This is a genomic window from Povalibacter sp., from assembly GCF_036520495.1.
Lineage (GTDB): Bacteria > Pseudomonadota > Gammaproteobacteria > Steroidobacterales > Steroidobacteraceae > Steroidobacter.
The window spans coordinates 21,871-43,424 of record NZ_DATDJO010000014.1 but is presented as its reverse complement, the minus strand read 5'-3'; the positions used below and the strand labels follow the sequence as shown (position 1 = coordinate 43,424).

The window sequence follows — 21,554 nt, the reverse complement described above, 5'->3', positions numbered from 1 at the left end:
TTTACGCCCCGGCCCATACACCACCTGTCCGGGCATCTCGCCGGTGTGCTCACCGTCGCGCAGCACCTGCTCCCCGTTGACGAATACATGCACGACACCCGTCGCATACTGATGCGGCTGGGCGAACATTGCATGGTCGCTGATCGTTGCGGGATCGAAAATAACGATGTCGGCGTGGCAGCGTACATCCAGACAGCCCCGATCCTTCAACTTGAAATTGAGCGCCGGCAGATGGGTCATGCGCCGGATCGCATCCGGCAGCGACGTCACCCGCTGCTCACGAACATAGCGGCCAAGGAACCGGGCGAAGTTTCCGTACGCCCGCGGATGCGGATTGCTCTGCAGGAACACCCCTTCGTTGGCTGGAGCGTCCGCATCGGAGCCGAGGCTGACCCAGGGTTGGGATAGTCCCAGCGTCACGTTCTCTTCGGACATCAGGAAATAGGCGGTGCCGACGCGCGTCCGGTCTTCGATGACGAGATCGATCACCGTGTCTTCCGGCGAGGTGCCCCGAAGCTTCGCCACCTCGGCCAGCGACTTGCCGGTCAGCGGCTTGAGCTTGTCGTTCTTGAAGCCGATGAGCAGCACGCGCTCGGGCGAACCGGCAGCGAGCAGGAAATTCTCCCAATCAGCCGCCGGCGTGCGCATCTCGCGCAGTACACGCTCGCGAATCTCGGGGCGCTGCAGCCGTGCAATCCAGGCATCGATGCCACCGGCCTGCACCCAGGGCGGCATCGCCGCATCCAGACCGGTCGCACCGGCCGTGTAGGTGTACATGTTCGCAGAGACCGCGAGACCTTCCTGGCGCGCCGCCTTGATCCTGTCGATGGCCTGCTGCATCTTCGGCCAGTTCTTCTCTCCCGCCGCCTTGAGGTGATAGATCTCCGCCGGCACCCCCGCTGCGCGCGAGATGTGAATCAACTCATCCAGCGCTTCCAGAAACCGGTCGCCTTCGCTGCGCAAGTGGGAGATGTAGGCACCGCCATACTCGCCGGCCACTTTGGCAAGCGCAACGAGTTCATCCGTTTTCGCATACGCAGCCGGCGCATAGATCAGCGAACTGCCGACCCCCAGCGCACCTTCGCGCATCGCCTCGCGCACCAGTTCCTGCATTTTCTCCAGTTCCGCCGACGTTGGCGGACGATCCTCGAACCCGACCACGTACTCGCGCACCGTTGTTGCACCGATGAACGACGCAACGTTCGGGGAGACACCGCGTTTCGCCAGCGTCTTCAGGAATTCATCGAGCGTCTTCCAGGTGACGTCGAAACGAATGTCGCCCTGGGTCTGGATCATTTCTTCGCGAATCGCACGATTCACGGGGCCGTAGGAATCACCCTCGCCGAAAATCTCCAGCGTCACGCCCTGTTTCACGTCGCTCATTGCGCGGCCGTCGTGCAGCAACGATTCCGGCGCCCACGACAGCACGTTGATGAATCCCGGCGCCACGGCCATGCCCCGTGCGTCGACCTCCTTCCTGCCTTTGTATTGCGTCAGGTTGCCGATGGCCACGACGCGCCCGTCATCGACCGCGAGGTCGCCGCGAACCGGAGCGTTGCCATGACCGTCGTAGATCGCACCATTGCGGATCAACAGATCGACCGACTCCGCCGTCGCGAGCAGCGGTAGCGCGGCCAGGCTGAGCACAGCCACGGCAATACATGCGACCCACGGCGCATCGTTCTTTTTGTACACAGCGAGACCCCTCCACAGCGGGGGCGATCCAAGGACAAGGAATCGCCACGGAGAACATGACCGAAGGACCTTATCTGCGATTCTTCTTCGTCGGCGCTTGACTCGGGCGCCAGCGACTCTAGCCTGCTTTCAGGTCGCTTTATACAGTTTGAAAAGGCGTTCGAGCGAGCTTCCCAATTCGTCGATGGTATCGGGCTTGAGAATGAGTTCGCGGATTCCGAGCTGTTCGGCCGCTTCGCGATCCTGCGGGCGGACGTAGCCGGAAGTCATGAGCACGGGAATATCCGGTCGGATCTCGAGCATGGAGCGGGCCAGCGTAAAGCCCGACATCCCGGGCATCGACAGATCCGTGACGACGACATCGTAGTTGTCGGGGTGTGCCTGGAACGCGGTCAGGGCCTTGCTCGCCTCGGTGAACCCGGTCACCCCATATCCCAGGCGCTCCAGCACCCGCGAGACCAGGAAGACGAGTGCATCTTCGTCATCGACATACATGACGCGCTGCCCGCGTCCCTGCGTCACCGTCTGCACGACCGCATCGGTGCTCTCTGCGGCACGAGTCGCAGCAGGAAGGTATACATGGAACGTGGCGCCGTCCCCGGGCTGGCTCGTGGCCGTAATAGCCCCGCCATGAGCACGCACGATGCCGTGTACGACGCTCAGGCCGAGACCCGTCCCGTGCCCGACCGGTTTCGTCGTAAAGAAGGGATCGAAGATGCGATCGAGCGTGGCCTCGTCCATTCCCTTGCCCGTGTCCTTCACGATAATGCATACATAGATACCGGACGCGAGTTCGGCAGCGGGCTGAATGTGTCCCGAACCGACCGTCACGCTCCGTGTGGTCACTGTGACAGTGCCGGCCCGATCGCCGATCGCATGAGCCGAGTTGGTGACGAGGTTCATGACGATCTGGTGGATCTGCGTCGAATCTGCATCGACCGCCAGCGGCTGTTCGCCGAAGTCGGCCTGGATGTCGATCATTGCGGGCAATGAGGCGCGCAGCAGGCGCAATGCTTCTTCGACGGTCGGGCGCAAGGCGATGACGGCGCGGCGCGGCTCGCTCTGATGACTGAACGCCAGTATTTGACGCACGAGGTCGGACGCGCGCGCAGCAGCGCGTTCGATCTCCTCCAGGCTGTGCTGTACCTCGTGATCGAGCGGCAGATCCGCCATGGCGAGCTGCACGTTGCCGGCAATGGCCAGCAGCAGATTGTTGAAGTCGTGTGCGATACCACCGGCCAGCGTCCCCAGCGATTCGATACGCTGCAGGTTGCGCTGCGATTCCTCGGCGCGCCTGCGTTCGGTAATATCGGTACAGGCGCCCGTGACGCGAATGACCTTGCCCCCGGCATCGCGATCGACGCGAGCATTCACGGCAATCCACTGCAATGCGCCATCACGCCGCAACGATCGGCATTCGACATTCAGTGTGTCGCCCCGACCCTGCCACACTGGAATGATTGCGTTCGTGACCTGCACACGATCCTCGGGATGTATGAAATTGATGGCGTGCTCGATGCTGTTGCCTTCGACTTCCTCGCGGGTCCTGTCGAACAGCTCGAGCAGCGCGTCGTCCCACCACACGCGTCCGCTCGCGACATCCCAGATGCACGTGCCGATGCCACTCGCCATCAGCGCCGCCTGCAGTCGTGCCTGCGAACGCTGCAGTTCCTCCTCGGCGCGTTTACGCTGCGTGACATCCATCATGATGCCGTACCAGGTCGTGCCGCCATCGTCGTCGCGGTTTGGAATCGAACGCGCCTCCACCCATATCTCGCCGCGTTCAGGATGCTGCACTCGCCATTCTCCGTGCCAGGCCGTCAGCGATCGCGCGGATTCGTCGATGGAGCCCCGCATCGCCGCCAGGTCGTCGGTGTGGATGTACGGGATGCTGCGAGGATCGCGATCTGTCGCGGCCTTGCGGGACAGGCCGACGAAATTCGCTATGCCGCCGGTCGACAGGGGAAATGCCGCGGAACCGTCGGGAGCGCGACGGAACGCATACACGGCGCCGGGGACGCTGGAGACCAGCCTGGCGAAGCGATCGCGCTCGGCGATCAACGCGACACGGTTGGCGCGTGCTTCATGGATATTGTCGATGGTGCCGACCCAGCGCACGAACGTGCCGTCGCGGGCTCGCAGTGGCACGATCGTGCTCTCGAACCATTGATACTCGCCGTCGTACCGACGCACACGAAACTCTGCCTTCAGCGTTCGCTCGCCCGAGATGGCAGCCCGCTTTGCATCGACAAGGCCCGGTCGATCGTCAGGATGAACCTGGTTCAGCCAGCCCGAGCCGAGATGCGACTCCAGCGGCAGCCCCGTGTACTCGATCCATTGCGGACCGACGAACTCGACGTCGCCGCGGGCGGACCAGGTCCAGAGAATCTGTGGCAGGGCCTGCGCGAGCAGGCGAAAACCGTGGCGACTGTCGCGATCCGCCGCTTCCAGCAACTTGCGACGGCTCAGGTCGCTGACCATCACCAGCAGCGCTGGCGAACCGCTGCTGCGAACGCTGCTGACGCTCACGCGCAGCGGCAGGCGGACACCATCACGGCGCGCACCCAGCATCTCACGCTTGCGCGGCATCTCGCGCTTGCGTTCCTGGGGCTTACTCAGGAACAGCGTCTGCAGGTCGTCGCGTTTCAGATCGGGAATGAACTCCGACAGCGAATGGCCCTCGAGGCGTGCGTCGTCAGAGGCGAGAATCCGGCTGGCGGCGCGATTGGCGGCGAGGATAAGACCGTCGCCGTCGACCAGCAGCGCGCCGTGAGCCAAAGCGGACAGGCCCAGTTCGATCCGTAAGCCATGCACTTTCGCCGGATCGCTGCCATTCACCATCCTCTCTCCCGGTTTCGCGCGCTCCGGAAGATCCTACGTGACGTTTCCCGGGCATCCCGTCCGCATTTTCCTCCAGGAATGCCTTGCGGGGCTACGCCCGCAGGCTGGCGAAATGACGACGTCAGGCGCGCCGTTGACTGATCATCTCCGCCAGATCTGCCTTGCGTGCCAATCCCACTTTCTGCCCGACGATCTTGCCCTTGTCGAACAGGATCACCGTAGGGACGCCGCGGACGCCATATTTGTACGGCGTCTGATTGTTCTGATCGATGTCCAGCGTGGCGATGGTCAGGCTGGCGCCGAACTCCTCGGCCAGATCGTTGATCGCGGGCTTCATGGCCTGGCACGGACCGCACCAGTCGGCTTCGAACTTGACGAGGACCGGACCGTCCGCGGCCAGCACCTGCGCTTCGAAGGTCGCATCGCTGACAGAAATGATGTTGGCGTGACTCATGCTTTCTCCTGGTAGTCGCACCGCACGAAAGCGGTGTGTCCGACGATCATCGGGGCTTGCCAGCCAATCACCAATCTGCGCTGACGATTCCGCCGATTGGAAGAAACGATTTGACTGCTGCCTCGCACAACGCCGCAGGCCTGTGGCGCTCCGGCCGAGGGATGGCTCCTTCCGGCGATCCGCAACTCGTACCGCAGAGAAGCGCCTGCAACAGCAGAAGCAGACCAATGCTGCGGCAAACGCGAAAAAAGCCGACGAGCTGGAGAAGGAACTCGATTTCTGCCACCCGCTATCGGGTGAACGGGTGGCTTGACCTGCCCGTTCACTCTATTCTCGTCGCCGGATCTAAGAACCGGGACGAGCGTGTGAACATCAGTCGAGCCGACAAGGTACTCCTGGGGGGAGGGACCGCTGTACTGGGTGGCTCTGCGCTGTTCGGTGTTCCGCTGGGCTTTGCCGTTCCGGCAGCGGCGCTGGCTGCCGTCATGCTCGATGGCATCTTTCGCCCGACGTCCAGCGTCTTCTATCCGACCATAGCGCATGGTCCACGCGATCAACCGCAAGTGGCGCTGACCTTCGATGACGGTCCCGACCCCGCAGTCACTCCCGCAGTGCTCGACATCCTCGGCGCCGCCGATGCGCGCGGTACGTTTTTCACGATCGGTCGTTATCTGCAGCGCCACGCCGCGATCGGTCAGCGCATCGTCGATGAGCGCCATGAACTGGGCAACCATTCCTGGCAGCACTCGCGCCTGCAGAACTTCTATGGCCCTCGCGCGCACACGGAAGACCTTGCGCGCAATACATCCATCATCCAGAAATTGACCGGCTCGGATCGCGAGCCGCTGTATCGACCGCCGGTCGGCCTGAAGAGTCCGGCGCTGGCGCGAGTGGCCACCAGACGCGAGCTGACGATCGTCGCCTGGTCGCTACACAGTCGCGATACGGTGATACGCGACCCGCGCGCGGTGGCGGCACGGGTGCTACGGAAAATTCAGCCAGGGGACATCGTGCTGCTGCACGACGGTCACGATATCGAGGGAGCGCGGCGACACGTCGTCCTAGACGCCCTGCCGCTCATCCTCGACGGATTGCGCCAGCAGGGCTTGCAGGCGACGACAGTATCGGAACTGCTGCGCCGCTGAAGCAGCGCGGACTACGCGGCCTGCTGACCGATCATCCGCACGCGACGCTGCTGCAGGCGCAGCGATTCTTCGATCGCCATCAGGCGGCGATGCGCTTCGCTTTCATTCCACTGATCCAGCAGCTTCTGCTTGGTGGCTTCGATTTTTTCCTGCTGCAGGGCCGCCCAGTCGCCGATGAGCTGCGCCAGATGCGCCGCCTCGTGTTCGAGCTGCGCCTGCAGACGCGCGAGCATGCTCGGGTCCTGGCAGGCAATGACGCGTTCGCGGGCCTGTTCGATCTGCCGCTCGACCAGGGCTTTCTGGATCTGGAACTCCGGCACCCGGCGCAGGCCACCGGCCAGGCCGAGCCATGAACACAGGCCGATGAACCACTTGGTCGGGTCGTACTGCCACCAGCGCACGCCGTTGCGGTAGTCCCACTGAAAGATGTGGTGGTAGTTGTGATAGCCCTCGCCGTAGGTGAACAGCGCGAGCACATCGTTGTCGCGCGCGGTGTTCTCCGCGGTGTACGGGCGACGGCCCCAGTAGTGCGCCAGCGAGTTGATGAAGAACGTCACGTGATGACTCACGACCAGGCGCATGAGTCCGGGCAGCAGCAGTGCGCCCCAGATGTCGCCGTGCCACCAGCCGAGCAGCAGCGGAATACCCAGGTTCATGCCGACGGCGAGCCACAGGTAGTAGCGCTGCTGGAACATTACGATCGGATTGGCTTCGAGATCCCGCGCGTTGGTCGTATTCGCCTTGCCGGCCGGGTAGTCACGCAGCATCCAGCCCATGTGCGCGAACCACAGGCCGCGCTTGATCGAATAAGGATCGCTGTCGACGTCGTCGACATGACGATGATGGACACGATGCATCGATGCCCAGACGAGGATGCTGTTCTGTAGCGACATGGCGCCGAACAGCATGTAGAAAATCTGCAGCGGCTTGGACGCCTCGTAGCTGCGGTGCGACCAGAGGCGATGATAGCCGCCGGTGATGGCGATACCGGTGATGAAGCACAGGGCCACGAACCAGGTCCATTCGAAGGCATCGAAACCGTATTTCCAGGCGTACCAAGGGAACACCGTCACCGCGGGCAACGTCGTGATCGCGAACATGAACACAGCCGGCCAGTTGAACGGCGCCTTGACGGCGTCGCGGGCTTCGGTCATCGATATCTCCATCAATTCAGGGGTTTGCACGGACAGTCGATCCTAGCAGGGCCACACTACCTGACGAAAGTGAGAGGCGCCAGCCAACGCCTTGCAGTGCCCGCAAAAACAGGAGACGCCTACCCTGCCGGTTCAGACAGGAGCGGACATGTCGAGCACCCCTTTCGACCTGCAGGCAGCAGCAGCCCCATCACATGCCGGTGCGCTTACGCGCGCACGGATACGACTGCAATCCATCGACGTCGTACGCGGGCTGGTGATGGTTCTGATGACACTGGACCATGTACGTCACTATTTCACTGACAGCCATATCGATCCGCTGAATCCGGACGAAACGAGTCTGCCGCTGTACCTGACGCGCTGGATCACGCACCTGTGCGCACCCACGTTCGTCTTCCTTGCCGGTGTCAGCGCGTTCCTGATGTCGCAGCGACTGTCGCCGTCGCAACTCAGCCGCTTCCTGCTGACTCGCGGTCTGTGGCTGATCGCGCTGGAACTGACCGTCATCAACATCTCGTGGACCTTCATGGCGTCCTATCCCCACGGTGTGTTCCTGCAGGTCATCTGGGCGATCGGCGCTGCCATGGTCGCCATGGCGGCGCTGGCGCGACTGCCGTCCAAGGCCGTGCTGTGCGTCGCCATCGCGCTCATCGCCGGTCACAACCTGCTGGATGGCATTGCCCCGGGCCAGTTTGGCGTCTGGGCGCCGCTGTGGAATCTGTTGCATGTCGCCGGCCCCGTATCGTTCGGCTTTGTCGCCTACCCGGTGATTCCCTGGATTGGCGTGATGGCGCTCGGTTACTGCGCCGGAGCGATGTATCGCGGCTCCGCGGACACGCGACGAACGCTGCTCGTGGCCGGCGGCGGTATGGCGCTCGCAGCCTTCTTCGTCCTGCGTCTGCTCAATGGCTATGGCGATACGACGCCGTGGACTGAACACGCCACGCTGGAACAGACCGCATTCGCCTTCTTCAACGTTCAGAAGTATCCGCCTTCGCTGCTGTACGTCCTGGCGACGCTGGGCATCGCGGCGCTGCTGCTGGCGGCGTTCGAGGGGCTGGAATTGCGGCAACGGGCAGCACGCCTGCGCGACGTGCTGCGCACCTTCGGCCGTGTCCCGCTCTTCTTCTACGTGCTGCACATCCCGATGGCTCACCTGCTGGCAGCGGCCGTCGCCTGGTTGTGCGGATTCGATGCAAGAGCCCTGCTGTTCTACGACCTCTTCCGGCAGCCGCCGGGCTGGGGCTTTGGATTGCCCATGATTTACGCCGTCTGGGTACTGGTCCTCGCCCTCGGCTATCCGCTGTGCCTCTGGTTCTGCAGGCTCAAGGAGCGGCGGAACGATTGGTGGCTGTCCTACCTGTAATCATGGCCATTACCCGACACCCCGCGACACCGCCGCTTGACGGCAGACAACGTCAGGCCAAATGCTTGTCTATGGGTATTCCCGGTGAACCCGCGCCGATGCACATCCCCGAACGCCGCAGGATGCGATCCAGCGATGCGCTGGAGGCGTTCGGCCGCATTCTCGAAGACATCGCCCATCAGCTGGCGCTGCGTCCGCTGCTGACCAGCATCACGCGCCATGCCTGTGAGCTGCTGCGCGCCGACGACGGCGCCATCGGGCTGTACCAGCAAACCAGAAAAGTCATCCGCGTCGAAGCCATTCATCGCCTGCCGCAGATCGAACTCAATACCGAGTTCGCCGCCGGCCGCGGTCTGATGGGCCGAATCCTGGAGACCCGCGAACCCGTGGTCCTCGATCGTTATGGCGACCTGGAAGGCATGACCGTGCCCGAACTGGCCGACAATGCCGTGATCGGCGTACCCATCTTCGGCGGCACGGGGCAGCTCATCGGCGCCTTCGGCATCGGGGCGCAGCCGCCGCGACGCTTCGAAGCCAGCGATGTTGCGATGCTGCAGCTGTTCGCGCGCCACGCGGCCATCGCGATCCAGAACGCCGTCCGCTACGAACGCGAGCAACGTCGCAGCGAACGCATGGCGCTGATCGCCCAGGTGTCGCGACTGGTGTCCTCGGAACTGGAACCGGAAGAACTGGTGGCAACGACCGCGGACATCATTCACACCGTGCTCGGCTATCCGAATGTCGTCATCCCCCTGATCGAGCACGATGACGATGGCGAATACCTGGTGTTCCGCTCACATGCGGGCGCCTACGCGCAGATCTTCACCAAGCCGTATCGCATGCGCGTATCGCTAGGGATCATCGGCGCTGCCATCACGCAGCGCGCCTCGCAGATGGTCAACGACGTGTCCCGCGATCCGCGCTACGTGCCGCCGCCCGAGCCCATCGACGTATCCGCTGAACTTGCAGTACCGATCGTGCTGGGCGACGAGGTCTATGGCTGCGTGAACGTCGAGGGCCTCGAGCCCTTCGACGAAGACGACGTGCGCAGCATCGAGATCATTGCCGATCATCTCGCGGTCGCCATCAAGAACAATCGGCTCTGGACCGAGGCGCGACACGCCGCTGTGATGCGCGAACGTCAGCGTCTCGCGCGCGATCTGCACGATTCGGTGAGTCAGGCACTGTCGTCCATCAGCATGACGGCGCAATCCCTGGTATCCGCCTGGCAGCGCGATCCGGCCGAGGGCGAACGCCGTACCCATCGTCTCGAGGAATTGTCGCGCCTGGCCTTCGCGGAAATGCGTGCGTTGCTGCGCGAGTTACGGCCGGCGACCGGCCTTGCCGGCAGCACTGCCGTAAAGGCCGGCGTCGATGACGTGAAGGCTTTCGGCCTGCAGGTGGCGCTGCGCAAGCTGGCGGCGATTCTCGCCCCGGAAACGCCCAGCATCCGGCTCGATTTCAGCGACTACCACTCGCAGCCGCGGGAAGTCGAAGAAGAGCTGTACATGATCTGCCGTGAGGCCCTGTCGAATGCGATCCGGCATTCCAAGGCGCGCGTCGTGCGCGTTCACGCGAGCCGCAGCGTCGAGCGGATCAACATCGTCGTATCCGACGATGGCTCCGGCTTCGATCCGCTGGAACAGCAGGCCGGCGCCGACAGTCCCGATCACGGCATCGGCCTGCTGACCATGCATGAACGAGCGCGGGCGCTCGGCGGCTCCTGCCATGTGGCGAGCCGCGTCGGCCTTGGCAGCGCAGTCGACATCTCCGTCCCCTACTCACCCACAGAGCGTGATGCGCCATGAACCAGACAGTCACCACTCCGAGAAGACTGATGCTCGTCGACGATCACGCCATCGTGCGCGAAGGTCTGCGCGCCTTGCTCAGCGACGTCGAAGAATTTGCGATCGTCGGCGAGGCCTCCAACGGCGATGAGGCCTGCAGGATGGCCCCGCAGCTGCATCCGGACCTGGTTCTCATCGACCTGAAGATGCCCGGCATGCACGCGCCCGATGCCATCCGGATGCTGCGCGCCATCGTGCCGGACGTGAAGGTGCTGGCTTTGACCAGCTACGCAGAAGACGAGCAGGTGCGCGACGTGATGAAGGCCGGCGCCATGGGCTACGTGCTCAAGGAAGTGTCGAAGGCCGATTTCCTCGAAGCACTGCGCACCGTATCCAACGGCCATCCGTGGCTGCATCCCCAGGCACAGCGATCGCTCATGGAGCAGCTGCGCGCCGGCAAGCCCGCCGACCCGCTGGCAACGCTCACCTACCGCGAACGCAGCGTCCTGGAGCTGATTGCGCGCGGCAAGAGCAACCGCCAGATCGGCGCCGACCTGAACCTCACGGAAGGTACGGTGAAGGGCTACGTCAGCATCATCCTGGCGAAACTGAAACTCGAAGATCGCACGCAGGCGGCGCTGTTCGCCGCCGAACGTGGCATGGGCAAGCCGAAGCGGGAGATGCCTGCGCGATGACAGCAGCAAACCAGACCCTCATCATCATCGACATGCAACGCGCGATCGCGGATCCGGCACTCGGCCGCCGCAACAATCCCGACGCGGAAGCCAACATCGCGAAGCTCCTGTACGCATGGCGGGACGCACGAACAATGCAGTGGAAGCGACAGCGCGCACGACGGGCAACCTGGGCTTCAAGACATATGTCGTAGCGGACGCCACGTACACATTCGACAAGCGGGACCTCAACGGCACTCTGCGCACGCCGTCCTAAGTGCACGCGATGTCGCTCGCCAATCTCCAGGACGGATACGCCACCATCGTCACGGCTGACCAACTGCTCACTCTGCACGACACCGCTCCTCGCGCTGAATAGCGCAGACAATCGCAGCTGCGCCGCGGCACCAACTCGGGTCGGTGTCGCTCGTGTACCATTCCGGCTCATCGCAGGTGTCTGTCGCCGGACGGTTTTTTCATGAAGTACGCTGCCATTACAGGCTGGGGCAAATGCATGCCACCGGCCGTGCTCGACAATCCAGGACTCGCTACGTTTCTCGATACGACGGATGACTGGATCATCAGCCGCACCGGCATCCGCGAGCGACGCATCTCGCACGTACCGATGACGGTGCTCTCGCACGCCGCGGCGGCGCGTGCCCTCGCCTGCGCCGGCCTGGACGCGGCCGATGTCGATCTCATCGTGCTTGGAACCGTCTCGGCAGACGAACACGTACCGAACACCGCCTCCGCCGTGCAGCTATTGCTCGGCGCGAACAACGCGGCAGCAATGGATATCAACACGGCGTGCACGAGCTTCCTCTACGGCCTGACGAGCGCGACGGCGATGGTTCGCACCGGTGTCGTCAGGAACGCAGTGGTCATCGGCGTCGAAGGCATCAGCCCGTACATGGACTGGTCGAATCGCAATGTCGCGGTGCTGTTCGGCGATGGCGCCGCCGCCGTCGTGATCCAGGCCACCGACCGCCCCGAAGGCGTGATCGCCGAGAAGCTCGGCTGCTACGCCGATGCACGACACACACTGCGGGTGCGCGGCATGGGCGCTGCATGGTGCAACCACGAGCTGCAGCTGGGCGACACGCGCTGGGACTTCGACGGCCAGGAAATATTCAAGCGCGCGGTGGTCGGCATGAGCGAAGCCTCTGCAAACGCGCTCTCCCGTGCTGGCGTTACGCAAGCAGACATCGACCTCTGCATTCCCCACCAGGCGAATCTGCGCATCATCGAGGCAGTGGCCAAACGCGCCGGCATACCGATGGACAAAGTGTTCGTCACCGTCGACCGCTACGGCAACATGTCGTCCGCCACCGTGCCAGTGGCGCTGGTAGAAGCGATCGAAGAAGGCCGCGTCAAACCCGGATCACTGTTGCTCACGCCGGCCTTCGGCGGCGGCCTGACCTGGTGCGCTCATGTCATCCGCTGGGGCGACCGGGTCACGCCGCTGGGCACCTGCGACCTCGAACTACCGCCCTGCAATCAGACAGGAGTGGAACTGGTGCAGGACATCATTCGCCGCAAAGGCAATACGTCGAGAGGTTTCGAGGTGCAGCTTGCGGCGCGTTGAGGATAGTTGATGGTTGATAGTGGATAGCGAAGAGGTTGGACGGCACCGCGGGCCGTCGTCGCTATCCACTATCAACTTTCCACTATCAGCTATCAGCGCAGCACGCGTGTGAGAAACGGTAGCGACACATCCATGCGGTAGTCGATGTCGGAATGGTTATCGTCGAACTCCTCGTAGACATGGCGGATGCCCGCGGCCGCCAGGCGCTTCGACAGGATGCGGCAACCGTAGTGGATCTGGTACTGGTCGCGGAAACCGCAATCGATGTAGATGCCGCGCAGCGACCGCAGATTGCTGCGGTGCTTCTTCACCAGGTTGATCGGATCGTGCCGCAGCCATGCCTGCCAGCGCTTCTCGATCAGCTCGCCGGTTTCGAGATTGAACGGCAGGCGAAAACCGTTGGGTGCACGCCGGTCCGGATCGTAGCTCGCTGCCATGCACATGTTCATGAGGCAATGCACCTCGCTGCCGCTGAGCTTGCGCTTCTTCCACACCGCTTCCAGAAATGAGCGTACGCGACCATCGTCGAGGCCGCGGTCCATGCCGCGCTCGGCCTTTTTGACATGGAGCGCTCCGGGCGTGCGGGCCCCGGGACGGTATTTCGCCAGTTCGTTGAGCGTGTTCGGCCAGTCGCTGCGATAGACGAAGTCGAAATAGGCATCGCCGGAGTGATCGGCGATCGCGCCCCATATGGCGGGATATTTCATGCCGTGGACGATGGCGCCATAACCTCCTGACGATTTGCCAAAGCAGCCGCGATGGTCGCGCGCGGCGCGCGTGCGGAATTCGCGATCGATGAACGGCACGATCTCTTTCGTGATGTAATCGGCGTAGGCGCCGATCGCCGTTGAATTGATGTACTGGTTGCCGCCGAGCGCGGTGAAGCAATCCGGAAACACCAGGATCGCCGGCGCCATGCGGCCTTCATGAACCAGGCGCGCGGCACGCTCGGGAACATTCTCACTGAAGTTTTTCCAGCCGACGTGGCCGAGGCCCGAACCGGTGAATCCGGCCATGTCGACCAGTACGGGAAAGCGCTTGCCGCGCCCGTGCGTTGCACCCTCGTCATAGCCGGGCGGCAGCCAGACAGCGAGATTACGTACGCTCGGATCGCCGAGCGGATTGTCTCGCAGCACGCGGGAATGATGTTCCAGCACGACGAGCGTGCCCGTGTCCCACTTCGGACGCTTGAGAGCCATACAATAGTCCCTGCGAATTTTCGCTTCAGAGTCTACGCCAGGCAAATCCCTAGATGAGTCTTCCCAGTATCACGACACCCGCAGCCGATCCCGTGCTCGACACGCTGCTGCTGCCCTTCCGGCAGGCAACGCTGCAATGGCCGGAGGATGGCGCCTTGTTCCTGCGCGCACGCGACGGGTGGTCATTGCGTGACGGGAATTTCCCGGGCCTCGTTTGCGAACAGAGCTTCAAGCCGGACGCGGATGCGCTCGCCGCTGCGAACTTCAACATCGCTCGAGGTGAACGATCGACCTATCCGCTGGTCCTGGTGCTGCCACCGCGTCAGCGCGACGAAGCCCGCGCATTGCTGGCGCGCGCCGTGGCCATGACGGCGCCGGGCGGACGAGTGCTCACCTGCCAGGCCAACAGCGAAGGCGCGCGGTCCATGCAGAGCGATCTCGAGCGCATCGCCGGCCCCGTGAGCGCGCTGACGAAGAATCATTGCCGCGCGGTGTGGACGGCGCCCCTGAACGGCCCCGCGGATCGCGAGATCGCAGCGACCTGGCTGACCCTGGACGAGCCGCGACGTATCGAGGCAGGCCGCTTCGTCAGCCGCCCCGGTATTTTCGCCTGGGATCGGATCGACGCAGCCTCCGCACTGCTGGCAGCGCATCTGCCGTCGAATCTGACCGGTGACGCCGCGGATCTCGGCGCGGGCTTCGGCTATCTGTCGGTCGAATTATTGAATCGCTGTCCGCGTATCCGCTCTCTCGATCTGTACGAGGCCGAGTCACGTGCACTCGATCTGGCGCGGGAAAACCTGCAGGCGCTCGAGACCACCGTGCCGATCGCCTATCGCTGGCACGATGTGACTTCCGGCCTGCCGCGCAAGTACGATGTGATCGTGACCAATCCACCGTTTCATACCAGCATGCACGGCGACCGTCCGGATATCGGCCGTCGTTTCATCACTATTGCCGCACAGTCGCTGAATCCGGGCGGCCGCCTCTGGCTGGTCGCCAATCGCCATCTGCCCTACGAGTCCGTGCTGAATGCCAGCTTCGGCACAGTGCGCACTGTGACGCAAAGCGACGGGTTCAAGATCATCGAAGCAACGCGCACGACAGGCAGACGATGAAACTTCTCAAACTGGTCGCCAATCTCGGTTACGGCAGCCGCAAGGAAGTCACGGCGATGGTCCGTGACGGCCGCATCACGGATCCTGATGGCGAGATCCTCTACACCGACGATGACGTTCCGCACGAGCGCATCCGGGTCGATGGCGAGCCACTCGACCCGCCGACCGGCGTAGTCCTGATGCTGCACAAGCCAGCTGGCTACACGTGCTCGATGAAGGATCCCAGCCAGATCGTCTACGACCTGTTCCCGCCACGCTTCCGCCTGCGCTCGCCAACCATGGCCACCGTCGGGCGGCTCGATCGGGATACCACCGGCCTGCTGTTGATGACGGACGATGGCGGGCTGCTCCATCGCATCGTGCATCCGAAATCCGCGATTGCGAAGATCTACGAAGCGACGCTGGCCCGCGATCTGCGCGGCGACGAAGCGACGATTTTCGCGAGCGGCAAACTCATGCTCGAATCGGAGCGCGAGCCCCTCGCGCCTGCCGCCCTGGAAGTCATCGGACCACGACAGGCACGGCTCACGCTTACCGAAGGTCGCTATCACCAGGCGCGACGCATGTTTGCGGCCGTCGGCAACCATGTCGAGAAGCTGCATCGCAGCCGCGTCGGCGGACTGGAACTCGGCGATCTGCCGGAAGGTCAATGGCGTGTGTTGGCCAGCGAGGACCTGCAGAAGGTGTTCGGCGGATAGCGATCCGTCGGGTGGACGGGCACCGCAACGCGAATCGCTCCGGGAGCGGACGCACGCAACGCCAGGCGACGTCAGACTGGTCGTCTGATCCGTTCAGCATCAATCCTTGATCGGCATGTGCGGACTCTGCGGCACGAGCCCGGCGGGCGGCGCCACCTGCGCAGTCTCGTGCGACTCCTTGTGCAGCCGGCGCTTCACACGACGCGTGAGACCAAAGATGTAGGTGAGCAGCACCGGCACGATCAACAGCGTCAGCATCGATGAGGTGATGACGCCGCCGATCACGGCGCGACCCATCGGCGCCAGAATTTCGCCGCCCTCGCCCACGCCGATGGCCATCGGCAGCATGCCGAAGATCATCGCCGCCGTCGTCATCAGGATCGGCCGCAGACGGACCTGCCCTGCCTCGAGGATCGCTTCGCGCACGCTGCGCCCTTCGCGCATCGCGTGATTGGTGAAGTCCACGAGCAGGATGGCGTTCTTGGTGACCAGTCCCATCAGCATGATGAAGCCGATGATCGAAAAAATGTTCAGCGTCGTGCCGGTGAACAGCAGCGCGAGCAGCACACCGATGAGCGACAGCGGCAACGACATCATGATCGCGACCGGTTGCAGAAAACTGCCAAACTGCGACGCCAGCACGAAGTAGATGAAGATCACCGCGAGACCAAGCGCTGCGCCGGCGGCGCCGAGCATCTCGTTCATTTCCTGCTGACCGCCGCCGACATCGAAGCGATAGCCGTGCGGCAGCGTGGTTGCCGCGACGATCTTCTCTGCATCCTTGCCGACGTCCCCCGAGGGACGGCCCTCAGCGTTCGCATACAGCGAAATACGACGCTGCAGATTGAGTCGCTTGATCTGTTGCGGGCTGCCGGTCTCGACGAATTCCGCCACCTGGCGCAGCGGCACGAGAACGGGTGTGCCGTTCTCGTCGACCCGCGTGCTGCTGACGTAGAGATCGCCGAGATCGGCTTTGATCTCGCGCCGGTTCTTTGGCAGCTGCACGATGACATCGTAGTCCTGGCCGTCCGGACCAAGCCAGGTGCTGATCTGGTCGCCGGCAATCAGCGGACGCAGGGCGTTGCCGATGCGTGCCGTGGTCATGCCCATGTCGCTTGCGAGCTCATTGTTGATCCGCACCGCAATGGTCGGATTCGAGCCCTTCTCGCTGCTTTCGAGATCGGCGATGCCGGGGATCGTGGCGAGCTTCGCCATCAGCGCTTCAGAGAGTTCCGTGAGCTTGCCGGTGTCCGGGCCGAGGATCGAAATGAAGACCGGCTGGTTCATGCCCTGGATCTTGGTCTCGAGGCCAGCCATGTGCGACAGGCGTTCGCGCACGAGCTTTTCGACTTCCTTCTGCGACGGGCGTGGCCCGTCCTTGAGATCCGTCAGGCGCAGCATGATGCTTGCGTAGTTCTTGCCTTCGTCCGTGCCGACCTGCGTCACCACATGTTTGACGCCGTCGATCTTCGACAGCACCTCCTCGGCATCACGAATCTTGGCGTCGGTGTACTGCAGGCTCGAGCCCAGCGGCGTGTTCACTCGCATCTGCACCATGCCGTTGTCGGTCTCGGGCATGAATTCGCTGCCCACCAGTGGCAGCACCAGGAAGCTGCCGAAGAAGGTGAAAGCGGCCAGCAGCAACATGAGCGCACGCGGACTGACGCTCGCCCAGCGCGGCAACGTGACGTCTTCGCCGCGGGAACGCCGCGCGAGCCGTGCAAGACCAGGAATGCCGTAACGCCGATCGCCCAGGACCCACCGCAGCATGCGGTCGTAGATGGCGTGCGCCGCATCGATGCCCTCTTCGATCTTGTCCATCAGGCGAGCGAGCCAGGGAGCGCGACGGAATCGGCCCTCCTTCGGGTCGGGCCAGTAGGCGGACAGCATCGGATCGAGCGTGAAGCTGACGAACAGCGACACCAGCACGGCCACCGCCACGGTCAGGCCGAACTGCAGGAAGAAGCGTCCGATGACGCCGCCCATGAAGGCCACCGGAATGAACACGGCGAGAATGGCGAAGGTCGTGGCCATGACGGCCAGACCGATCTCGTTGGTCGCCTCGAAGGCAGCCGTGCGGTGGTCCTTGCCCATGTCCGCGTGCCGCACGATGTTCTCGCGCACCACGATGGCATCGTCGATGAGCAGGCCGATGCTCAGCGACAGGGCCATCAACGACATGAAGTTGAGCGTGAACCCGAAGGAATTCAGCGCGATGAAGGTCGCGATCACGGAAATCGGCAGCGTCAGGCCCGTGATGATGGTCGAGCGCCACGAATGCAGGAACAGGAACACGATCAGCACCGTGAGCAGTGCGCCCTCGAGAATGGTGCTCTTGACGCGATCGAGCGAGCCTTTGACGAACTCGGCTTCGGACCACAGCGTGTCGATCTTGATGTCTTCCGGCAGGCGGGTGCGCAGATCGGCAATCGCCTCATTGAGGCCCTCACCCGCCTCCACGATGTTGGCCCGCTGCACTTTGTAGATATACAGAGAGACTGCGCGGCGGCCGTCGACGCGCGAGATGGAGGTTTCCTCGGCTTCGCCGTCGACGACGCTCGCGACCTGGTGCAGGTAGACCGGAGTGCCGCCCTGGTTGGCGACGATGATGCGTTCGAAACCGACCGGATCCTTGATCTTGCCCTCGACGCGCACGAGCTGTTCCTGCGTGCCGTTGGCGATGGTGCCTGCGGGCAGATCCTGGTTCGCCGCCTGGATGGCGGAGATCACCTGATCGACGCCGACGCGGTAGCTCTGCAGTTGCTCGGGCTTCAGGAACACCTGCACCTGGCGCTCGACCGAACCGCCAACGCCGATGTTGCCGACGCCATAGGAGTTCTGCAGACGCTTGACGACCTGCTGCTCGACCAGCGTCGACACTTCACGCAGGCTGCGCGTCGTGGAATAGACGACGATGCTCGCGATGGGCTGTACGGAACTATCGTTGGTGGCGCGACCGATGGTCGGATCGCGGACATCGCGCGGCATGGCAGCGCGGACCTGCGCCACTTTGTCGCGCACCTCCTGTGTCGACTCGGCGATATCGACATCGAGCCGGAATTCCACCTGCATGAACGCCATGCCTTCGCGGGCCGTGGCATAGATGTTCTTCACGCCATTGATCGAGTTGACGACGTTCTCGATCGGCTTGATGACGTCGTTCTCGATCGCCTCGGGAGAGGAACCGGGGTAGGCGACAGTAATGAAGACCTGCGGAATCGCGACATCCGGCATCTGCTCGACCGGCAGCAGCCGGTACGAGAACAGGCCCAGCACCACGATCGCGAGCATGACCATGGTCGCGAAGACCGGCTGATTGATACTGACGCGCGTAATCCACATGGCGTTGCCTGCCTGATCCGTTATTCAGCGCTCGAACTGTTCAGGCCTTTCAGGCGCCTTCACTGACCTGCTCACCACGCACGAAGGCGCGCGCCCCGGGTTTGGCCGCGCCGATGTCAGCAACGATGACACGCTGGCCGGCCGTCAACCCTTCACGCACTTCGACGAAATCCTGACCCTTTACCCGCGGCCCCAGGGTCACTGATTTGCGCACGATCTTGCCGTCCTCCAGCGTGTACACGAACGTGGCGCCTGCTTCCTCGCGCGCCGCCATCTGCGGAATCGACAGTACCGGCTGGGTCGCATCGATGACGAGCTGACCCTGCGCGAACATGCCGCCCTTGAGTGCGCTATCCGCATTCGGTACGGCGATATAGATGGTGATGGAGCGCGACCCTTCCACGGTCGTCGGGCTGATGCGCTGTACCTCGCCGGTAAATGCGCGTTCGCCGAAACCGCCCACGTTGAAACGCACGGACTGGCCGATGCGCACCGAGGGAATTTCGGCAGCAGGCACCCCGGCTTCGAGCAGCATCTGGCGCAGATCGACCATCGTCACGATCGACGAGTCCTGCGAGACCTTCTCGCCTGGCTGCACCAGCCGTCTGGCGATCGTGCCGGTGAACGGCGCGCGCACGACCGCATCGTCGAGATCGATTTTCACCATCCGCGCCTGGGCTTCGGCCAGTTTGAAGCTGGCCACGCTGGCGGCATAGGCGCTTTCGGTCTGCTCGAACAGGTTCTGGGAGATGTATTTCTGCTCGAGCAGCGACCGGTTCTTGTCGCGGTTGAGCGTTGCCAGGTCGAGGTCGGCCCGGGCCTTCTCGACGGCGGCGAGTTCGCGATCGTACTGCGCCTGGACGTTGCGCGTATCGATGCGGGCAATGACATCACCCTGCCGGACGTCCTGGCCTTCGCGGACAGTGACCTGTTCGACTTCGCCGCTCACCTTCGACTTCACGGTAGCCTGCACAACGGGGGACATCGAACCGGACAGCGGCAGTGAACGCGCCAGTACGCGCTCCTGCACCGACGCTACGTCGACCTGCGCGAGTTCAAGGGGCACGGCAGCCGCGGCTGCTGCCAGGTCCGCTGCCGGCACCTCCGGTCCGCGAGTGACCATCCAGGTCGCAACCGCAGCGGCGAGTACGAGAGCCGCAATAATCCATACGCGCATCGACTTCCTGCCAGTATCCCGCACCCCGCTATCGTAGCCGACGTCAGTCGGTCCAGAAGTCGTGAACTCATCGGCGGACTGCACCGTCGCCAGTCGGGCGATGGTGGCTCGATGCCCCGCATCCGGATGGAGACTTGCCGCATTGTCGGTTCCGGGCGCCCCGGCTGTGGATTGCTGCCTTGCATGACTTTTCACTGCGCTTCCTCTTCTTTTGTCCTCAGGCTTCTGCGGAGGGGAATCGGACACCCCTGCGAGCCGGACTCTCTGATCAACCCCACAATGCACCCTTGGACGCCCGGACTCACCAAAAGGTTACAGCGTCCATTCTCGATTGCGGGAGATCCGCCGCCCTCACTCGATCGCATAACACGGGCACGTCGCCGTTAGTTACAGGAATCCATGACGGGGGAACCCTGACGGACCCCGGATCAGACAGTGTGGCCGGCGAAGGTTCCCGCTTCCTTGTCGCAGTTCATGCTGTACCCGATTGACCCTTCAAAGGGGGCTACCTAAGCTGCGCGCCGTTCGTCGGGAAGCAGCTGCCGCGAAAGACCTGTCCGGGCCTGGCGGAGATCGCCTCAAGGCTTGACCGCCAGCTCAGTCACGATGCGATCGGCGCGGGCCGCAAGGCCAGAGTCGGGCGAGACCGATGATGCAATTTCCCCGCCTGCAGCTAGCCGTGGATCGAGCGGGAAAGTTGCGATATTGGCTCCATCGTCCGCTCGACCCGGTACGCGACTACAAAATGATCGAAGCCCTCCTCGTCTCCACCGGCGTCGTCGCCCTGGCTGAAATCGGCGACAAGACGCAGCTGCTCGCACTCGTGCTCGCGGCCCGCTACCGCAAACCGCTGCCCATCATCCTCGGCATCCTGGTGGCGACGCTGCTGAACCACGCCCTGGCCGGTGCCGTCGGCGCATTGCTGGCCGCGGCCATCGGACCGTCCGCCATGCGCTGGATTCTCGGACTGTCGTTCATCGCGATGGGCATCTGGACGCTGATCCCCGACAAAATCGACGAAGAACAGGAGGCCCGTCCGCCCCGCTTTGGCATCTTCGCGGCAACGCTCGTCGCCTTCTTCCTGCTGGAAATGGGTGACAAGACCCAGATCGCCACCATTGCGCTGGCCGCCCGATACGAATCGCTGATTGCGGTGGTTGCGGGCACGACCCTCGGCATGATGCTGGCGAACGTGCCCGCGGTGCTGCTGGGTCAGATGGCGGCGAAGTCGCTGCCGCTACGACCGATTCACATCACGGCAGCAGCCATCTTCATCGTCATGGGAGTCCTGGTCCTGCGTGGCGGCGTGTAGCCACAGG

15 protein-coding genes and 1 pseudogene are annotated in these 21,554 nt (G+C 63.4%); 9 read left to right on the top strand and 7 right to left on the bottom strand.

The window, feature by feature from the left end:
• The 3 genes from VIZ63_RS04310 to VIZ63_RS04300 form a co-directional block, all read right to left on the bottom strand.
• Positions 1 to 1,695 (bottom strand): D-aminoacylase (locus VIZ63_RS04310; protein ID WP_331608276.1); only part of this gene is annotated, 1,695 nt, incomplete at its 3' end.
• A gap of 129 nt (positions 1,696 to 1,824) precedes the next feature.
• Positions 1,825 to 4,536 (bottom strand): PAS domain S-box protein, encoded by a 2,712-nt coding sequence (locus VIZ63_RS04305; RefSeq protein WP_331608275.1) that lies wholly within the window; start codon positions 4,534 to 4,536, stop codon positions 1,825 to 1,827.
• 121 nt (positions 4,537 to 4,657) lie between these two features.
• Complete coding sequence (locus VIZ63_RS04300) at positions 4,658 to 4,990, bottom strand: thioredoxin family protein (protein ID WP_331608274.1); 333 nt, start codon at positions 4,988 to 4,990, stop codon at positions 4,658 to 4,660.
• Between the two features lie 365 nt (positions 4,991 to 5,355).
• Here VIZ63_RS04300 and VIZ63_RS04295 point away from each other — a divergent pair, with 365 nt between their 5' ends.
• Complete coding sequence (locus VIZ63_RS04295) at positions 5,356 to 6,135, top strand: polysaccharide deacetylase family protein (RefSeq protein ID WP_331608273.1); 780 nt, start codon at positions 5,356 to 5,358, stop codon at positions 6,133 to 6,135.
• An 11-nt stretch (positions 6,136 to 6,146) separates the two neighbouring features.
• Here the strand turns inward: VIZ63_RS04295 and VIZ63_RS04290 are convergent, their stop codons facing one another.
• Positions 6,147 to 7,289, bottom strand: a complete 1,143-nt coding sequence (locus VIZ63_RS04290; RefSeq protein WP_331608272.1) for a fatty acid desaturase — start codon at positions 7,287 to 7,289, stop codon at positions 6,147 to 6,149.
• 148 nt (positions 7,290 to 7,437) lie between these two features.
• On the opposite strand from VIZ63_RS04290, the gene VIZ63_RS04285 reads away from it, so the two are divergent.
• The 5 genes and pseudogenes from VIZ63_RS04285 (at position 7,438) to VIZ63_RS04265 (ending at position 12,701) form a co-directional block, all read left to right on the top strand.
• Positions 7,438 to 8,655, top strand: coding sequence for a DUF1624 domain-containing protein (locus tag VIZ63_RS04285; RefSeq protein ID WP_331608270.1), 1,218 nt, complete (start codon positions 7,438 to 7,440; stop codon positions 8,653 to 8,655).
• Between the two features lie 71 nt (positions 8,656 to 8,726).
• Positions 8,727 to 10,463 (top strand): GAF domain-containing sensor histidine kinase, encoded by a 1,737-nt coding sequence (locus tag VIZ63_RS04280; RefSeq protein ID WP_331608277.1) that lies wholly within the window; start codon positions 8,727 to 8,729, stop codon positions 10,461 to 10,463.
• On the top strand, positions 10,460 to 11,137 hold the full coding sequence (locus VIZ63_RS04275; protein WP_331608269.1) for a response regulator transcription factor: 678 nt from the start codon (positions 10,460 to 10,462) through the stop codon (positions 11,135 to 11,137). The genes VIZ63_RS04280 and VIZ63_RS04275 overlap by 4 nt, the downstream gene beginning before the upstream one ends.
• Positions 11,134 to 11,495: pseudogene (locus VIZ63_RS25355) on the top strand (hypothetical protein). Before VIZ63_RS04275 ends, VIZ63_RS25355 begins: the two are co-directional and overlap by 4 nt.
• Positions 11,496 to 11,594: 99 nt before the next feature.
• Positions 11,595 to 12,701, top strand: a complete 1,107-nt coding sequence (locus VIZ63_RS04265) for a ketoacyl-ACP synthase III (RefSeq protein ID WP_331608267.1) — start codon at positions 11,595 to 11,597, stop codon at positions 12,699 to 12,701.
• A gap of 92 nt (positions 12,702 to 12,793) precedes the next feature.
• Here VIZ63_RS04265 and VIZ63_RS04260 read toward each other — a convergent pair whose 3' ends face one another.
• Positions 12,794 to 13,900 (bottom strand): alpha/beta hydrolase, encoded by a 1,107-nt coding sequence (locus VIZ63_RS04260; RefSeq protein WP_331608266.1) that lies wholly within the window; start codon positions 13,898 to 13,900, stop codon positions 12,794 to 12,796.
• A gap of 53 nt (positions 13,901 to 13,953) precedes the next feature.
• Between VIZ63_RS04260 and VIZ63_RS04255 the strand changes: the two genes are divergently transcribed.
• Entirely contained in the window at positions 13,954 to 15,018 is a 1,065-nt protein-coding gene (locus VIZ63_RS04255) for a class I SAM-dependent methyltransferase (protein ID WP_331608265.1), read from the top strand.
• Positions 15,015 to 15,716: a 16S rRNA pseudouridine(516) synthase gene (locus VIZ63_RS04250; protein WP_331608264.1), complete on the top strand. Its 702-nt coding sequence runs from the start codon at positions 15,015 to 15,017 to the stop codon at positions 15,714 to 15,716. The genes VIZ63_RS04255 and VIZ63_RS04250 overlap by 4 nt, the downstream gene beginning before the upstream one ends.
• A 99-nt stretch (positions 15,717 to 15,815) precedes the next feature.
• Here VIZ63_RS04250 and VIZ63_RS04245 read toward each other — a convergent pair whose 3' ends face one another.
• Positions 15,816 to 19,058 carry an efflux RND transporter permease subunit gene (locus VIZ63_RS04245; RefSeq protein WP_331608263.1) on the bottom strand — a complete coding sequence of 1,081 codons (3,243 nt, stop codon included), beginning with the start codon at positions 19,056 to 19,058 and terminating at the stop codon, positions 15,816 to 15,818.
• Positions 19,059 to 19,107: 49 nt separating this feature from the next.
• Positions 19,108 to 20,430 carry an efflux RND transporter periplasmic adaptor subunit gene (locus tag VIZ63_RS04240; RefSeq protein ID WP_331608262.1) on the bottom strand — a complete coding sequence of 441 codons (1,323 nt, stop codon included), beginning with the start codon at positions 20,428 to 20,430 and terminating at the stop codon, positions 19,108 to 19,110.
• 553 nt (positions 20,431 to 20,983) lie between these two features.
• Here VIZ63_RS04240 and VIZ63_RS04235 point away from each other — a divergent pair.
• On the top strand, positions 20,984 to 21,547 hold the full coding sequence (locus tag VIZ63_RS04235) for a TMEM165/GDT1 family protein (RefSeq protein ID WP_349261122.1): 564 nt from the start codon (positions 20,984 to 20,986) through the stop codon (positions 21,545 to 21,547).
• The last annotated feature ends 7 nt before the right edge of the window (positions 21,548 to 21,554 follow it).

What these genes read in the sequence shown, in the direction of transcription:
- VIZ63_RS04305 (WP_331608275.1), bottom strand. Translation starts at nt 4,536, where the DNA reads ATGGTGAATGGCAGCGATCCGGCGAAAGTGCATGGCTTACGGATCGAA.
- VIZ63_RS04300 (WP_331608274.1), bottom strand. Translation starts at nt 4,990, where the DNA reads ATGAGTCACGCCAACATCATTTCTGTCAGCGATGCGACCTTCGAAGCG.
- VIZ63_RS04290 (WP_331608272.1), bottom strand. Translation starts at nt 7,289, where the DNA reads ATGACCGAAGCCCGCGACGCCGTCAAGGCGCCGTTCAACTGGCCGGCT.
- VIZ63_RS04285 (WP_331608270.1), top strand. Translation starts at nt 7,438, where the DNA reads ATGTCGAGCACCCCTTTCGACCTGCAGGCAGCAGCAGCCCCATCACAT.
- VIZ63_RS04280 (WP_331608277.1), top strand. Translation starts at nt 8,727, where the DNA reads ATGGGTATTCCCGGTGAACCCGCGCCGATGCACATCCCCGAACGCCGC.
- VIZ63_RS04275 (WP_331608269.1), top strand. Translation starts at nt 10,460, where the DNA reads ATGAACCAGACAGTCACCACTCCGAGAAGACTGATGCTCGTCGACGAT.
- VIZ63_RS04265 (WP_331608267.1), top strand. Translation starts at nt 11,595, where the DNA reads ATGAAGTACGCTGCCATTACAGGCTGGGGCAAATGCATGCCACCGGCC.
- VIZ63_RS04260 (WP_331608266.1), bottom strand. Translation starts at nt 13,900, where the DNA reads ATGGCTCTCAAGCGTCCGAAGTGGGACACGGGCACGCTCGTCGTGCTG.
- VIZ63_RS04255 (WP_331608265.1), top strand. Translation starts at nt 13,954, where the DNA reads ATGAGTCTTCCCAGTATCACGACACCCGCAGCCGATCCCGTGCTCGAC.
- VIZ63_RS04250 (WP_331608264.1), top strand. Translation starts at nt 15,015, where the DNA reads ATGAAACTTCTCAAACTGGTCGCCAATCTCGGTTACGGCAGCCGCAAG.
- VIZ63_RS04245 (WP_331608263.1), bottom strand. Translation starts at nt 19,058, where the DNA reads ATGTGGATTACGCGCGTCAGTATCAATCAGCCGGTCTTCGCGACCATG.